Here is a 14,161-nt window from a genome sequence, read left to right as displayed (position 1 = left end):
GTCGTCGGGATGCCGAGGCATCCTCCCTGCCAGGAGCGGCTGTTGACGCCCACCAGCTCACCGGCCGCGTTCAGGAGCGGGCCACCGGTGTCACCCTTGCAGATCGCGTCAGTGCCCTTGCCCGTGATCGCAAGCGACGTCGCGGCCGAGGAGTCGACCGTGAACGCACCGACGTGGGGCTTCTCCGGAACCCACTCCGTCTTCGTACGCCCGAACCCCACCGCCGTAAGAGCGGCACCGGCAGCCGGAGCAGCGGCCGCACGCTTGACACCCGCGACACCCTTGGCAGGCTCAGCAAGACGGGCAAGGACCAGGTCACGGTCGGTGCGGGGCGCCAGGTCCACCACCTCGACCGTCTTCCCGTCACCGAAGGTCACGACGCTCTTCAGAGCCGGCTTCCCGGCCGGAACCTGCTGACCCGGCGTCGCCGCGAAACAGCTCCCCGCCGTCGCAACCCACGATTCGTCAACCAGAACGGCAGTGCAGCCACGCGAGTTGGCCTCATCACCGACACTCAGCTTCACCACCGACGCGAACTGACCCGCAGCAGCCTCCGGACCAGTCACCGCCACGGCGGGAGCAGGCAGAATCAGACCCGCCGAAACCGCGGTAGCCGAAACCAGGAGACCCGTCATCCGCGCCGAACGCGGACGGTGTGCAAGCATGCTTCTTCCTTCAGTTGAACAAGTGTGCCGAAAAGCGAACGAGGGCGCTGCCGCGATTTCTCCTCCCGGGGCGGTCCGGCGCCTCAGGGGAGGCGAACAGACCGGATCCGGCTCAGCGAATCCGTTTGCAAGACATCTGGGATTCAGAGTTGATGACTCCGCACCGGGAAAGGAGCGCTGGCCATAAAGGGTGTTACTTGGCGGTCCTGATTTCCATGAGCATGAAATCACGACCCTGCTCGTCCGCGGTCTCACCGACCGGAGTCCAGTCGTTCTTCGTGATGTCGAACGACTTCTGCAGGGAACCAGCCGACATGTCCACCTTGGCGGCGTAGCTGTTCCCCTTGATGAAGTAGACCGCCGGAATCTCCAGGGCCAGGTAGCCGCTGTTGCCGGTCACCTTGAAGCAGGTCTTCTCGTTCTTGCGGCCATAGACCTCAAGCAGGTCGGTCGCGCTCGCGCAGTCGGCGAGGAGGATGTGGCCATCGCCGCGCTTCAGCGTGATGTGCTGCTCCGCCAGGATCTTGTCGGCGTTCGGGTAGGCGAAGTCCTCGACGGCGTAGCCAGGGCCTTCGTCGGCGATCGCCTTCATGGAGGCGGTGTCCGCGACGGGTGCGCCCGTCGCGCCGCCCGCAATCGCGAACCATGCCAAGGCGCCCGCGCCCATGGCCGCGCCAACAGTTCGCACAATTGCCTTACGTGCCTTCATCGCTGTCCTAGTCGTCGGTTTCGAGGAAGTCCCGAAACATGAGTCAACGCTGGATTGAAGGACGTCATTTGACCAACGGGAAACGACTCGTCCACGAGTCCGTCCCCCACTGGAAGCCCCCCACTCCCAGCCGGATCGTAACTGCTCGCCCAGAGTTCCGTAAACCCAGGCCGGAGACAGGGGTGTGAGGGAACGACAGGGTGAGCACGCACCCCGCGGCTCCCGTATGGAAACACTCCACCTCGGTGTCTGTCCAACGATATTCGGAGTGCAAATCGGGATAAACCACGCAAGGGCTGTGGGGAATTTTCGCCACGCCGTATGTTTTTCGTCAAGAAGTGGAAGTTCCACTTCCGAATTCCCTGACTGGAGCGCGAGATTCCAGATTTGACTGTGCTTCAGATCATTCGCTCTCGTGCGCGTCGCGGGTTTTCAATACGCTGATCGCCGCATAAGGTCGCGATGAACATCCGTCGTATCCCCGCCCGATTTCCTTACGTGCCGGGGCACATGGGCGCGGCCAAAACAATTCTCTGCATGGCGAAACGCCACCGTCTGTGCGTCGATCGCCAGGCGCTATCCCGAAGGACCGTTTTGGACACCACCTATTGGAGCCGGCGGCGTGTTCTCGCCGCCGTCGCTGCCACCACGGCTGTCGTCACCACCTCCAGCCTCGTTCTCAACCCCGCCGCCGCATGGGCCGACACCCCGCCGCCGGAAGGCGACGGCAGCGACCCGTTCGGGCTGCCCAACACCCCCCGCGCCAAGGTCGTCAAGGCGTGGCTGCTGGGCGGCAAGGGTGTCCGCGCCGCCGCGGAAGCAGCGCTGACAGGTTCCGACGCCGACATCCAGACCTTCCTGACCGTCACGCTCCCCGCGGAGACCGCGGTGGACAACCGCGTCGCCGTCGCCACCTCCATGGCGCGGGGCGGCAAGGGCATCCGGCGTGAGGCCAGCGCCGCGATGAACGGCGGCGACGCCGCCATCACCGCCTACCTCGCGGGCGGCTTCAAGGCCGCCATCACGGAGGACCTGCGGGTGGCCACCGGCATCGTGATGGCCAACGGCGGAAAGGGCGTGAACCGCGCCGGGAACGAGGCCCTGAACGCCGGCACCCAGGCCGCGCTGGAGACGTTCCTCACCGACGGGCAGTACACCGCCCGCCTGGAGGACATGCGCGTCGAGGTCGGCAAGCTCTCCTTCCAGGCCGGTCCGGAGGTGAAGAAGTACGCCTCCCGTGCCATGTCCGGTACCGCCTCGGACATCGAGTGGTTCCTGGAGACGGGCCAGCACATCGCGCGAGCCCGCGACCAGGAGGCCACCAAGATCGAGGAACTCGTCGCGGTCGTCGAGCGCGAGGGCAAGAAGGCCGACTCGATGACGAAGCAGGCGGAGGAGGCCTCCGCCCGCGCCATCGACGCCGCCCAGAAGGCCAAGGACGCGGCGGAGAAGGCCGCGTACGAGGCCCAGCAGGCCCAGAACGACGTGGCTAGGTCGGGCAAGGCGGCCCGCAGCGCCGCCGAGGCTGCGAGGGGTGCGGCCGACGCCGCGCGTGTCGCGACCAATGCTTCCCATGCCGCCGTTCAGGCTTCCCGCCGCGCCGCGTACGCCGCCGCCGGCGCGAGCCAGGCTGCGGCCACCGCCGGCTCCGCCGCGGCTCGGGCGTACGGCGCCGCCATCGCGGCGTCCAAGGACGCCTCCCAGTCGGCCGCCGCCAAGGACGCCGCCGTCGCCGCCCGCAACGCCGCGGCCAAGGCCCGTAATGCGGCGACCGCCGCCAACTTCGCCGCCGATGCCGCGTCACACGCCGCGGGCGCCGGAGCATCCGCCGCGTCGGCCGCACGCAACGCCGCCAGCGCCGCCAACTCCTCGGCCGTGGCGGCCGAGGCTGCGGGCATCGCCCAGGCGGACGCCGCGGAAGCCCGGCGCGAGGCGCAGATCGCCAGCACCAACGCCACGATCGCCACCAACGCCGCCGGAATGGCACAGACCCTCGCGAACACGGCGGCGGCCGCCGCCCGCACAGCACGCGACGCGGCGAACGACGCGGCCGACCACGCCGACAGGGCCGCCGCGGCCGCCGACTGGGCCGTCCAGTACGCGGGCCAGGCGCTGGAGTACGCGACCAAGTCGACCGAGTTCGCCAACGAGGCCAGCAAGGCCGCGAAGACCGCCACCGAAGCCGTCGGCAAGGCGGTCGAGGTGGAGAAGGCCGCGCGCGAGGCCGAGTGGCAGCGCCTCGACCAGGACGCCCAGCAGTCGGTCGCGGAGACCCGCCTCCTCAAGCAGATCGAGGATCGGGAGCGGGCCGAGCTCGCCGAGAAGCGCACCCAGGCCGCGCAGGACGAGCAGGCCCACAAGGACCTCATAGTCCGGGCCGAGTCGGCGCTCCGAGCAGGTGACACGAACCTCGCCGCCGCGCTCGGACGCAAGGCGGCCGTCACCTCGATGCGCTCCAAGGGCACCTGGTCCCTGGAGGCCGCACGGTTCGCCCTGGCCGGCACGGACTCCGACATCCACGTCTGGATCGACACCGACCGGCAGATCGCCCAGCGGCAGGACGACCGGGAGACCAGCCTCTACCTCGCCCGGACCTGCGCCCCGGACATCGCCGATGCCGCAGCCAAGGCAGTGGCCAGCAGCGACCCGGAAGCCGCCACGAAGTTCCTCGTCACCGGCGCGATCCAGGCAGCCGCTACGGACAACCGCGTCCAGGTCGGCCGCGTCCTGGCCGGCAACCCCGGCAAGGCGGTGAAGCAGGCGGCGACCGAGGCACTGAACGCCGGAACCCCTCAGGCCCTGTACGAGTTCATCAACATCAAGCACGAGGCGGCGCAGCGGGAGGACGACTCCGTCGCCACCGCGGCCCTCATCGCCACGGGTGGCCGGTACACCAAGGCTCACGCCCAGGCCGCGCTGGAGGGCCCGGCGTGGATTCGCCGCAACTTCATCGCCTCGGTCCAGTACAAGACCGCTCTGCTCGACTTCGACTCCGCCACCCACATCGCCGCCATGCAGGGCGCGATCGCGGCCGCCGCGAAGATCGCGTACCAGGCGGAGGAGAACGCCCACCGCGCCCAGCAGGCCGCCGCGAACGCCCGTGACGCCGCCACCGATGCACAGCGGTGGGCGGACAAGGCGATCGAGTCGGCGAGGCAGGCCGAGACCTCCCGCCAGCAGGCGAACACGTTCGCGAACGACGCCGAGAAGTCGGCGGCGTCCGCGCAGGCCTCGGCAGACCGGGCCAAGCAGGCGGCCGCCGCCGCGCGCACCGCCGCGCGCTCGGCGAACTACTCCGCCAGCCGTGCCCTGGACTCCGCGCGCAGCGCGGTCGCCTCCGCCAACTCCGCCCAGTCGTCGGCCGCTTCCGCCCACGCCTCCGCCCTTCAGGCCGGCAAGAACGCGAGGGAGGCGTCGGCCGCCGCGAGCCAGGCGCACCAGATCGCCCAGGACAAGCGGACGGCTGAGATCACGGCGGCGGCGAAGCAAGCGGCAGAGGAGGCGCGCACCGCCAAGGGGCTCGGGAAGAGCCCGGCCGACACGGCCGACAACGACACCGTCAAGACCGACGTTCCCTGGTACAAGGACGTCAAGTGGTGGGCGAACGCCACCAACTACGTCAGCATCGGCTATGGATTCATCTCCGCCGGTCTGGGCATCGCGGGCATCTTCTTCCCACCCCTGGAGGCCGTCGCCCTCGGGTTCGGCATCGCCTCGGTGGGGATGTCCGCCATCAGCACCGTACTCAACGGATTCGCCTACGGATGGACGAGCAGCGAGTTCCAGGCGTCCCTCGGGGGCACCGCCCTGGGCCTCATCACCTTCGGCCAGTCCCAGTGGATCGGCGCGCTCGGCAAGGTCGGCGGCAAGGTGGTGGCTCCCGTGGCCACGAAGATCACACAGTTCGGCCACGACCTCATCTCGCCGGTCACCAGCCTCCTGAGCCTCTTCTAAAGGAGTAGAGGCAGACACCGCCGCCAGGGCCGGAGGCCGTTGCGCCGCCGGCCCTGGCCATGTGATCGGATGAGCCCATGACGGATACGCGTACGGCCTTGGGGCCACTCGAACGGGCCGGAGACATCTGGGTGGTCGGAGACTCCGGCCGTTCCGACGGATCGTGGCTCGAATTCCGTGCGGAGGGGTTGTACCGGCGGGCGTCCGACGGGGACGGCGAGTTGATCCCGTGGTCCCGGATCATGCTCGGGATCGGCGTCTACATCGGGCGCGGGCACCCGCGTACAGGGCAGTACACGCTGGCGGGGATGCTCGGCAACCTGCCCGGCCCCTTCCGGGGCCGTGGTGGTGGGCACCTCGACATGACGCTCCGCCACCCCTACGAGGACCGCAAGCTGACCTTCGACCGGCATGCGCGCCCCTACCCGCTCCTCGACACCTTCCTCCTGGAGGAGTTGCTGTCGCAGATCGTCGCCGCGGACGAAACACCCCGGCTCGGCGACCCCGACGGGCTGACCCGGGCGGTCGGCCGCCTGACGCAGCTGAGCCCCCGGATGACGCGCCGCCGGCTCAGCGCGGCGGTGGAGGAAGCCTGGCGGGGCTGAAGCACGTAGTACGGGACCGGCAGGGGGCGTACCCCCTGCCGGTCCCTTCTGTCCGCGGAGTCCTTCCTTTGCAGTCGACGCGCTGGTCAACTGGCAACAGGGGAAGGGCTGTCGATGCTGCGCAGGTATTCATCGACCAGGGCGAAGACGGCTTCGGGCTGCTCGATGTGCGGTAGGTGCCCGGCTTCGGGAATGACGTGGAGGCGGGCATTGTCGAAGGCGGCTGCGTAGGCGGCGCCGTAGGCCGGGGTCACGATCCGATCGCCGGCTCCCCACAGCAGCAGGGCCGGGGTGCGTACGCGCCCGAGGCGACCCCGCAGTTTGGGGTCGTGCATGTAGGGGTCGCCCGCGAGGGCGCGCAGGGCAGCCATGTTGGATTGCTGGGCGGCGAGTTGCGTGGCGGTCAGCGTTGCGGGGTCGACGAAGTACCGGTCCGAGTCGTGCCAGGCATGGTCGGCGACGCCGCGGGCGCCGAGGGCGAAGAAGTCGCGGATCGGTTCGCCTTCGACGTGCACGCCCACCGCGTCGATCAGGACGAGGCCGGAGATGAGGCCTGCCGTATCCCGCACGGCCATCTCCGCGGCGACCCAGCCGCCGAGGGAGGTGCCGACGACCACTACGTCGCGCAGCCCGTGATCGTGAAGGAGGTGGAGGTAGGTGAGTGCGAGGTCGTCAACGCCGGTGAACCAAGCGGGACGCGGGGTGCCTTGCCAGCCGGGGTGTACGGGCGCGATGACCCGGGCGCTCCGTGCGAAGTGTCCGACGAGCCCGGCGACGGTGGCCGGCCCTCCGCCGCCGTGGAGGACCAGGACAGGCCTGCCGTGGTCGACGCCCGCCTCGGTCAGGGTGAGCGGCAGGTCGGGCTGCAAGGAGATGGTGCGTGTGGTTGTCATGCCGGACAGCATAACTAAACATGTTGATATAAACTAGCTTGGTTATCGAGGTAGGCTGGATCCATGTACAGCGAACTGCAGACCCTCGGCAGGGCGGTCAAACAGGCCCAGTACCGTCAGCACCGCGCCCTGGAAAGCGGGTTGACGGCGATCGGCACCACGCTCGCCCAGTGGGACGCCCTGCGGGCGATCAGCAACGCGACCGGGGCCTCTGCTCGTGAGCTGGCAGCCGCCACGTTCCAGAGCGAGCAGGCGTTCGGTACGCTCGCCTCCCGCCTGGTCGCGCAGGGCCTCGTCGAGCGTCGGCCCGGGCGCGGCCGTCGCATCGAGCACCACCTCACACCCGATGGCGAGCGCATCCTGAGCGAAGGGCACCTCGTCGCCACTGGGGTGCTGACCTCATGCTTCTCGCCACTGTCCGCGGCCGAGCGCACCACCCTCCTCGCACTGTTGCAGCGCCTCACCCTCGGCGAGGAGGCGTAGCCCGCACCGGCATCGCGGGCAGCGCGACAGCCGTCACCGAGCGCTGCCCTTGCGGACATCGGTGGCGTGGCTTTGTTCACCAGACATGCAGGTGGTCACTTGGGGTCGTGGCCGGCCCGCATGCTGGTTGCGGTGCAGATGAGTAGCGTCGCGGTCAGGGCGGCCAGCGGAGCCGTCCAGGCGCCGGTCGCGCTGTGCAGGGCTGAGGCGAGGACGGGGCCGGTGGCGGCGAGGAGGAAGCCGCCGGTCTGGGCCATGGTGGACAGGGCGGTCACGTGGTCGTGGTTGCTCCCCCGGTGGGCGTAGAGCACGCCGGGCAGGGCTTGTCCGGCGCCGAGTCCGATGCCGAGGACGACGACCCAGAGCATCGCGGTGCCGGTCGGGGCGAGCAGGAGCCCGGTGAAGCCGGCTGCGCAGATCAGGATGGTGGCCAGGATGTGCGGGCGCTGGTCGGTTCGTTTGGCGGCGAGGACCGGGGCTGCGAAGCCGCCGGCGGCGACGCCGCAGATGAGCAGGGCCTGGCCGGTACCGGCGGCGCCACGGTCCAGACCGGCTTGGACGAGGATCGAGGGCAGCCAGGCGAGCGTGGTGTAGAAGGCGAGGGTCTGGACTCCGAAGAAGGCGGTCAGGCTCCAGGCGAGTCCGGTACGGGCCACGTGCGGGCGTCCCGAACGCTCGGTGCCGGCCGCCACCGGGGCGGGGCGCGCGGGGCGGTGTCGTAGCTGCGGGGTCAGGCCGGCGGCCGCGAGGACGGCGGGGACGATGGCCAGGCCGATGGCCGGCTGCCAGGACCCTGCGGCCTGGGCGACGGGGACGACCATGGCCGCGACGAGCGCCGAGCCGGCGCCCATCGACAGGGCGTAGAGACCCATCATCGCGCCGACGCGCTCACGCGGGAACCGCTTGCGGACCAGGACCGGGATGAGCACGTTGACCACGGCGGTGGCCGCACTGACGACGACGGTGCCCGCGAACAGGCCGGGCATGCTCAGCATGCGCAGCACCGCGCCGGCCACCAGGACCAGGCTCGCCCACCACAGCCCGCGCTCCTCGCCGAGTCGGCGCCGCACCACGGCTGCCAGCGGGGCGAAGGCGCCCATGCACAGCGGCGGCAGCAGCCCCAGCAGGGAGACCGTGGCGGGGCTGAAGCCCGCGACCGGAGCCAGCGGCCCGATCTGGCCGAAGGCGACGCGGGTGTTCAGGCTCATCAGCACGAAGCCGACGACGAGCAGCGCGCCCGCTCCGGCGGCAGGTGGCACGCCGCGGTGACCGGGGACGGCGGCAGTCGCCGTCGGTGAAGCCGGGGATGCGGCCATGGAAGGACCCTCCAGGGAACTCGATGGTTAGGCTGGCCTCAACCCTGCGCGCTCAAGTCCACTTGAGCGCAAGTGCCCGCGCATGGAGGACCCGATGGAACGGCTGTACTCGATCAGCGAGGTCGCCCGCGCCTTCGGGGTGACGGTGGCGACGCTGCGCTACTACGAGGAATGCGGGCTGTTCCAGCCCGTCGCGCGGCGTGGTCGGGTGCGCCAGTACGACCGCGCTGCCCTGGAACGGCTCGCCTATGCCCAGCTGTGGCATCACGACGGCCTGATGCCCCTCGCCGACACCGCCGCCGTGATGACCACCGCGCACGCGCCCGAACGCCACGCCCTCATCACCGCCCAGCACGACGCCATGCAGGAGCGGATCGACAGGCTCACGCGCGCCGCCGCCGTGTTGCGGCACATGCTGCGGTGTCCGGCCGACCACCCGCTCAACTGCCCCGTCACCGGTGCCTACATCCGCGCCCGCGTCGACGCCGCCCTCACCGGCGAGGAGCTCCCCGAGCCGACCTTCCCCGAGCGCCCGCACAGCCCCTGAACGCCTGACGGGCCGGACCGGACCTGGCCAGGGAGGACCTCGTGGCTAGGAGCGCTCCAGTACCCGTGCGAGGAAGCGCTGGGTGGCCTGTTCCCGTGGCGCGGTGAGCACGTCCTGCGCGCTTCCCTGTTCCACGATCACGCCGTTCTCCAGGAAGCAGACCTGGTCCGCGACGTGCCGGGCGAAGCCCATCTCGTGGGTGGCCATCAGAATGGTCAGGCCGCCCTGCTTGAGGTCCTCGACGACGTCCAGTACCTCGCCCACCAGTTCGGGGTCGAGGGCAGAGGTGATCTCGTCGAAGAGCAGCAGTTCCGGTCGGGTGGCCAGCGCGCGGGCGATCGCGGCCCGCTGCTGTTGTCCGCCGGACAGCCGGTCGGGGTGTTCCTTCGCCTTGTCGGCGAGCCCGAACCGGGACAGCAGTTCCCGGGCCTCCTCCTCGGCCCGTTTGCGTGGAACACCGTGGGCCCGGCGCGGCGCGAGGGTGATGTTGTCCAGAACGCTCAGGTGTGGGAACAGGTTGTAGGCCTGGAAGACGATGCCGATCCGCCTGCGGGCGGTGTCGGGGTCCAGGCGGGGGTCGGTCAGTTCGCTGTCGCCCAGGTGGATGGTGCCGTCGTCGACGACCTCCAGCAGGTCCACGCAGCGCAGCAGGGTGGACTTGCCGGAGCCGGAACCGCCGATGAGGCACACGACCTGGTGCTCGGCGACATCGAGGTCGATCGAGCGCAGGACCAGGCGCGAGCCGTACTGTTTGCGGACGCCGCGGATGCGCAGCAGGGGCTGGTTCATCGGCCCGTCTCCGCCCAGGTGCGCTGCGCCGCCCGCCGCTGGAGCCGGTCGGCGAAGCGGGTCAACGGGATGGTCACGGCGATGAACAAGAGAGCGGCTCCCAGGTAGGGGGTGTAGTTGAAGTCGTAGTCCGCCTTGATCTGCGCGGCTCGCAGCGCCTCCAGCGGGCCGAGAACGGCCACGAGCGCCGTGTCCTTCTGAAGTGCGATGAAGTCGTTGAGCAGAGGGGGCAGGACGTTGCGTACGGCTTGTGGCAGCACCACGTAGCGCAGGGTCTGCCGTTCGCCGAGTCCCAGCGCCCGTGCGGCGTTGCGCTGCGCCGGATGTACGGAGTTCAGTCCCGCGCGCAGCACCTCGCCGACGTAGGCGGCGTAGGAGAGGACCAGAGCGATGACTCCGAGCACCCAGGGCTGGGACGGGGTGCCTTGCAGTCGCAGGGCCGGCAGCCCGAATCCGACGAGGAAGACCAGGAGCAGAGTCGGCACGCCGCGGAAGACGTCCACGTAGACGGTCGCGGCCAGCCGCAGCGGCTGCAGGCCGGGCGCGCGGGTCACGCGGATCAGGGCGATCAGCAACCCCAGGACGAGGATCAGTACTTCGGCGATCAGGAACATCTGGATGTTGAGCCAGAAGCCGCGCAGGAGGTCGGGGAGCGCCGCCCGGAACTCGGCGCCGTCCAGGAACAGGCTGTCCACGCGCTCCCAGCCCGGCGAGGCGACTGCGGCCGTGCCGAGCGCCACCAGGCCGAGCAGGGTGCACAGGGAGGAGATCCAGGTGTGGCGGCGTTTGCGGGCGCGGCGGAACCGTTTGCGCGCCTGTTCATGGTCGCTGGAATGGTAGGTGTCGTCCGGCGATGTGTGCGTCGGTGGGGGCGGCATGGCCGCCTTCGCGGTGTCCATCGTCGCCTTCGCGGTGTCCGCCGTCGTCTTCCCTAGGTCCACGGCCGGCCCTCTACTGCTTCAGCTCGGGGACGTTCGCCGACGCGGACAGCCACTTCGAGGTGAGCTCGGCCAGTGTGCCGTCGGCCTTGAGGGCGTCCAGGGCCTTGTTGACGCAGGAGGTGTAGCCGCTGCCCTTCGGCAGGAGCAGTCCGAACTCCTCGGGAGTACCTCCCGCGTAGCCGAACTGCCCCACGATCTTTGCCTCGTTGATCTCCGAGCCGGCCAGGTAGAACACGGTCGGCAGGTCGGTGACGATCGCGTCGATCTGGCCGTTCTTCAGGGCGTTGACCTCGTCGTTGGTGGTGTTGAAGACGCTCGGCCGCTGTGCGGGCTTGAGCTGGTCGAGCACGGCCTGGTAGCTGGTGGTGGCGACCTGTACGCCGATCCTGGCGCCCTTGAAGGCCTCCAGTGACGCCGCGTTCGCGAATTTCGAGTTGTCCAGAGTCAGGATGGCCTGGTTGGCCTTGTAATAGCTGGTGGAGAAATCGACGGCCTGCGCGCGCTGCGGGGTGATGGATATCTGATTGACATCGAAGTCGAAGTTCTTCGCGCCGGGCGCGTAGGAATGGGCGAATGGTTCGACGACCCACTTCACCTGGTCCCGGCCGAAGCCCAGCTTGCCGGCCACCGCATAGGCAACCGCGCTCTCGAAGCCCTTTCCGTTGGACGGATTGTTGTCTTCGAACCACGGCGCATAGGCCGGTGAGTCGGTCGCGACCGTCAGCTCTCCGCGCCGATGGAGGGCGGGGCTGTTGGCTGCGCAGTCGGGGCTGCCGGAGTCGGCGCTGCCGGCGGTGTTCTCCGGCTGGGGTGCGCAGGCGGCGGCTGTGATCAGCACGGCGGCGGCGGAGACCGCGATGGCTATGCGGGTGCGGGACATCAAAGGGTCCTTCGAAAGAGAATCCGGGAAAGGGGTACGAAAACAGGCCGACGCTGTGCGTTCAGCAACACAGATCGGCGGCGCAGCGCACGTTGTCCACGTGTCGGCGGCGTACCAGCAGGAGAATCCCGAACATGAGTTCAGCATTCCGCGTCGTGGAGACCGGTGTCAATCCCGACAGCCGCCGTGGGGTAACGCGTTGATAACATGTCAGCTGGTGAGATGAAGTACCTGGTCACCCTGGCGCAGGCCGAACAGTTCGGCTGCGGAGCCACCACGGACCACCAGTTCGGCGAAGCCGATCCCGGAACTTCCGACCGTGATTCCGGGCTCGCCCAGCGGGACGTCCGGGAGCCTGTCGTAACAACGGACCCGGACGCGGCGGCCCTCACGCCGGTTGTGGACGGCCAGACTCCGCGCGCTGTCGTACCCGGGCAGGTCGACGGCGGGCCGATCCAGTTTGCAGTTGCCGAAGTTGTCCACCACAGCAACCCGTACGTGCTGCGCGGCGGGAGGATGTACCGCCATCGGCTGCGCGGGGACCGGGCGGCCGTCCGTCAGCCAGCGGGCCAGCAGGGGCACGTACCAGAGGCTGCGGAACTGGGTCCGCACCACTTCCTCGACCTGGGCCGGCGTCAGGTCGGCCCATCCGGCGGCAGCCGCCTCCAGCACCTCGCGGACATCGGTGACCTGAACCTCCGCCAGGCCCAGGTAGCTCGCCAGCGGGGCGAGGACCCGGGGGTTGACCGTGCTGACGACCAGGTGCTCCCCGTGGCGGAAGTAGCAGAACGGCACGCCGTTGGGCCAGTGCCCGTCCCGCGGAGCGATGTTGACCAGCACCAGCAAGGGCTGCGTCGGGCCGCCGATCAGGTCCGTGGAGCGAAGCAGGTCGAGAAGGGTGAGGGCAGCGGCACCCTCCGGGTCCGGCCCGGACAGCGGCACGACGGTGGGTGTGGCGCCGAAGAGAGTGGCGATCCGTGCGGACTGCCGGGCGAGCGCGTTGGGGTCCGCGCAGTCGGTGAGGGAAACAACCGGTAGGGGGGTCATGGCGGGATCTTGGCCTTCTGTCGGGGTCTGCTGACGATCGGGACTCGGGACTGCCGGGCGCGGCTGGGCCCGGTGGTGGGCGGTGCCGGGCGGTGCCGAGGGACAAAAAAAGGACCCTCCGAGATCGGAGGGTCCGTCGCATCCTGTGCGCACACGGCTTCGCTAGCGAAGGGCCTCCGGGGTTCGGGGCATCATTCGCATCATGGCGAGCGTGGCGGTGTGCTGCATGGGGGCGACGTTAGCACCGCGGGCGCGCGCCGCGGAGGTCTGTCCACAGAGTGGGCAACCTGGGTCCTGCCACCTCGTGAGACACGCCCGTCGAGGGCGGACAGACAGAGCCTGACAACGTCGAGTAGCCAGGGCGAATCCGGCGAGCATCTCCGTCACAGGGTTCGCCGGGCGACCGGACTCGGATCGGGAGGCGGATCGGGAGGCGGGCATTCGGCGGGGCCGCGCGGACATGGGGCGGGGAGTCCGGCCGCGCGGCCGGCCGTACCAACGGTCAGCTCGTCGCGCGTACCGCTTCGCGGATCAGGTCGGCAACCTCCTTCGGCCGGGAGACGGCGACCGCGTGCGACGCGCCCTCGGCCTCGACGACGGTCGCCCCCGCCCGCTTCGCGGCGAAGCGCTCCACCTCCGGGTTGATCGCGTTGTCCGCGCCGGCCACCAGAGCCCAGGACGGCTTGGTCTTCCACGCGGCGGCGGTGGCCCTCTCCTCGAAGGCCGCGGCGGCCAGCGGTCGCTGCGCCGCGGCGAGGACCTTCGTGACCTCCGCGGGCACGTCGGCGGCGAAGACCGACGGGAAGGCGCCCTCTGCGATGGTGACCTCGACGGCGGGGTCACCGCCCGTGACGGGGTACGTCCACTGCTTGAGGTTGCTCACCAGCGGGGACGCGGGGAAGCGGCCCTGCAGCTCGCCGAGGCTCTCCCCCTCCTCCAGGACGTAGGCGGCCACGTAGACGAGCCCGACGACGTTCTCCGTGGCACCGGCCACGGTGATCAGCGCACCGCCGTACGAGTGGCCGACCAGCACGACCGGACCGTCGATCTGGGCGGCCACGGAGGCGACGTACGCGGCGTCGGTCGCCAGGCCACGGAGCGGGTTGGGCGGGGCGATCACGGGGATGCCGTGACCCTGCAGCTCCGCGATGACCCCGGACCAGCTGGTCGCGTCGGCGAACGCGCCGTGGACGAGAAGCACCGTGGGAGTGGCGGTGGAAGTGGGAGCGGACGTGGTCATGTCTGTGCTGTCTCCTCGGTCTCAGGCGGTATGCGGGGCCGCGCGCGGGGTGCGGGGTGCGGACGGCCACCGTGATGGCGGCCTCCCCCGGC

Annotated in this window: 13 protein-coding genes; 4 read left to right on the top strand and 9 right to left on the bottom strand. The window is 69.9% G+C overall.

Features of this window, described 5'->3' with window-relative positions; genetic code table 11:
- Both IE248_RS35005 and IE248_RS35000 read right to left on the bottom strand, forming a co-directional pair.
- Nucleotides 1–665, bottom strand: a 665-nt coding sequence (locus IE248_RS35005; protein WP_190032851.1) for a S1 family peptidase, incomplete at its 3' end; no start/stop codon positions are given.
- Between the two features lie 193 nt (nucleotides 666–858).
- A complete protein-coding gene (locus IE248_RS35000; RefSeq protein WP_008736649.1) occupies nucleotides 859–1,374 on the bottom strand; it encodes a hypothetical protein in 516 nt (171 codons plus the stop codon).
- 594 nt (nucleotides 1,375–1,968) lie between these two features.
- Here IE248_RS35000 and IE248_RS34995 point away from each other — a divergent pair.
- Both IE248_RS34995 and IE248_RS34990 read left to right on the top strand, forming a co-directional pair.
- Nucleotides 1,969–5,328 (top strand): ALF repeat-containing protein, encoded by a 3,360-nt coding sequence (locus IE248_RS34995; protein ID WP_190032850.1) that lies wholly within the window; start codon nucleotides 1,969–1,971, stop codon nucleotides 5,326–5,328.
- A gap of 77 nt (nucleotides 5,329–5,405) precedes the next feature.
- Nucleotides 5,406–5,933: a hypothetical protein gene (locus IE248_RS34990; protein WP_073799143.1), complete on the top strand. Its 528-nt coding sequence runs from the start codon at nucleotides 5,406–5,408 to the stop codon at nucleotides 5,931–5,933.
- A gap of 86 nt (nucleotides 5,934–6,019) precedes the next feature.
- Here the strand turns inward: IE248_RS34990 and IE248_RS34985 are convergent, their stop codons facing one another.
- Complete coding sequence (locus tag IE248_RS34985) at nucleotides 6,020–6,826, bottom strand: alpha/beta fold hydrolase (protein WP_190032849.1); 807 nt, start codon at nucleotides 6,824–6,826, stop codon at nucleotides 6,020–6,022.
- A gap of 63 nt (nucleotides 6,827–6,889) precedes the next feature.
- Here IE248_RS34985 and IE248_RS34980 point away from each other — a divergent pair, with 63 nt between their 5' ends.
- Complete coding sequence (locus IE248_RS34980; RefSeq protein ID WP_190032848.1) at nucleotides 6,890–7,309, top strand: MarR family winged helix-turn-helix transcriptional regulator; 420 nt, start codon at nucleotides 6,890–6,892, stop codon at nucleotides 7,307–7,309.
- Between the two features lie 95 nt (nucleotides 7,310–7,404).
- Here the strand turns inward: IE248_RS34980 and IE248_RS34975 are convergent, their stop codons facing one another.
- The gene (locus IE248_RS34975; protein WP_190032847.1) at nucleotides 7,405–8,625 is read right to left on the bottom strand and encodes an MFS transporter; all 1,221 of its coding nucleotides are present in this window, start codon (nucleotides 8,623–8,625) and stop codon (nucleotides 7,405–7,407) included.
- 94 nt (nucleotides 8,626–8,719) lie between these two features.
- On the opposite strand from IE248_RS34975, the gene IE248_RS34970 reads away from it, so the two are divergent.
- Nucleotides 8,720–9,172 carry a MerR family transcriptional regulator gene (locus tag IE248_RS34970; RefSeq protein ID WP_229895753.1) on the top strand — a complete coding sequence of 151 codons (453 nt, stop codon included), beginning with the start codon at nucleotides 8,720–8,722 and terminating at the stop codon, nucleotides 9,170–9,172.
- A gap of 45 nt (nucleotides 9,173–9,217) precedes the next feature.
- On the opposite strand, the gene IE248_RS34965 is transcribed toward IE248_RS34970, so the two are convergent.
- The 5 genes from IE248_RS34965 to IE248_RS34945 all read right to left on the bottom strand — a co-directional run bounded on the left by IE248_RS34965 (nucleotide 9,218) and on the right by IE248_RS34945 (nucleotide 14,069).
- A complete protein-coding gene (locus tag IE248_RS34965; protein ID WP_037790763.1) occupies nucleotides 9,218–9,961 on the bottom strand; it encodes an amino acid ABC transporter ATP-binding protein in 744 nt (247 codons plus the stop codon).
- The gene (locus IE248_RS34960; RefSeq protein WP_190032845.1) at nucleotides 9,958–10,902 is read right to left on the bottom strand and encodes an amino acid ABC transporter permease; all 945 of its coding nucleotides are present in this window, start codon (nucleotides 10,900–10,902) and stop codon (nucleotides 9,958–9,960) included. The genes IE248_RS34965 and IE248_RS34960 overlap by 4 nt, the downstream gene beginning before the upstream one ends.
- Nucleotides 10,903–10,912: 10 nt before the next feature.
- Entirely contained in the window at nucleotides 10,913–11,782 is an 870-nt protein-coding gene (locus tag IE248_RS34955; RefSeq protein ID WP_190032844.1) for an ABC transporter substrate-binding protein, read from the bottom strand.
- A gap of 210 nt (nucleotides 11,783–11,992) precedes the next feature.
- Nucleotides 11,993–12,829 (bottom strand): SAM hydroxide adenosyltransferase, encoded by an 837-nt coding sequence (locus IE248_RS34950; protein WP_073799137.1) that lies wholly within the window; start codon nucleotides 12,827–12,829, stop codon nucleotides 11,993–11,995.
- A gap of 502 nt (nucleotides 12,830–13,331) precedes the next feature.
- The gene (locus tag IE248_RS34945) at nucleotides 13,332–14,069 is read right to left on the bottom strand and encodes an alpha/beta fold hydrolase (RefSeq protein ID WP_190032843.1); all 738 of its coding nucleotides are present in this window, start codon (nucleotides 14,067–14,069) and stop codon (nucleotides 13,332–13,334) included.
- Nucleotides 14,070–14,161 lie beyond the last annotated feature (92 nt).

Origin of the sequence: Streptomyces goshikiensis (assembly GCF_014650555.1) — a bacterium.
GTDB lineage: Bacteria > Actinomycetota > Actinomycetes > Streptomycetales > Streptomycetaceae > Streptomyces > Streptomyces goshikiensis.
Note: the sequence above shows the minus strand (reverse complement) of the source record. Positions and strands in the feature narration are given on the sequence as shown.

What these genes read in the sequence shown, in the direction of transcription:
- IE248_RS35000 (WP_008736649.1), bottom strand. Translation starts at nt 1,374, where the DNA reads ATGAAGGCACGTAAGGCAATTGTGCGAACTGTTGGCGCGGCCATGGGC.
- IE248_RS34990 (WP_073799143.1), top strand. Translation starts at nt 5,406, where the DNA reads ATGACGGATACGCGTACGGCCTTGGGGCCACTCGAACGGGCCGGAGAC.
- IE248_RS34985 (WP_190032849.1), bottom strand. Translation starts at nt 6,826, where the DNA reads ATGACAACCACACGCACCATCTCCTTGCAGCCCGACCTGCCGCTCACC.
- IE248_RS34980 (WP_190032848.1), top strand. Translation starts at nt 6,890, where the DNA reads ATGTACAGCGAACTGCAGACCCTCGGCAGGGCGGTCAAACAGGCCCAG.
- IE248_RS34975 (WP_190032847.1), bottom strand. Translation starts at nt 8,625, where the DNA reads ATGGCCGCATCCCCGGCTTCACCGACGGCGACTGCCGCCGTCCCCGGT.
- IE248_RS34970 (WP_229895753.1), top strand. Translation starts at nt 8,720, where the DNA reads ATGGAACGGCTGTACTCGATCAGCGAGGTCGCCCGCGCCTTCGGGGTG.
- IE248_RS34965 (WP_037790763.1), bottom strand. Translation starts at nt 9,961, where the DNA reads ATGAACCAGCCCCTGCTGCGCATCCGCGGCGTCCGCAAACAGTACGGC.
- IE248_RS34955 (WP_190032844.1), bottom strand. Translation starts at nt 11,782, where the DNA reads ATGTCCCGCACCCGCATAGCCATCGCGGTCTCCGCCGCCGCCGTGCTG.
- IE248_RS34950 (WP_073799137.1), bottom strand. Translation starts at nt 12,829, where the DNA reads ATGACCCCCCTACCGGTTGTTTCCCTCACCGACTGCGCGGACCCCAAC.
- IE248_RS34945 (WP_190032843.1), bottom strand. Translation starts at nt 14,069, where the DNA reads ATGACCACGTCCGCTCCCACTTCCACCGCCACTCCCACGGTGCTTCTC.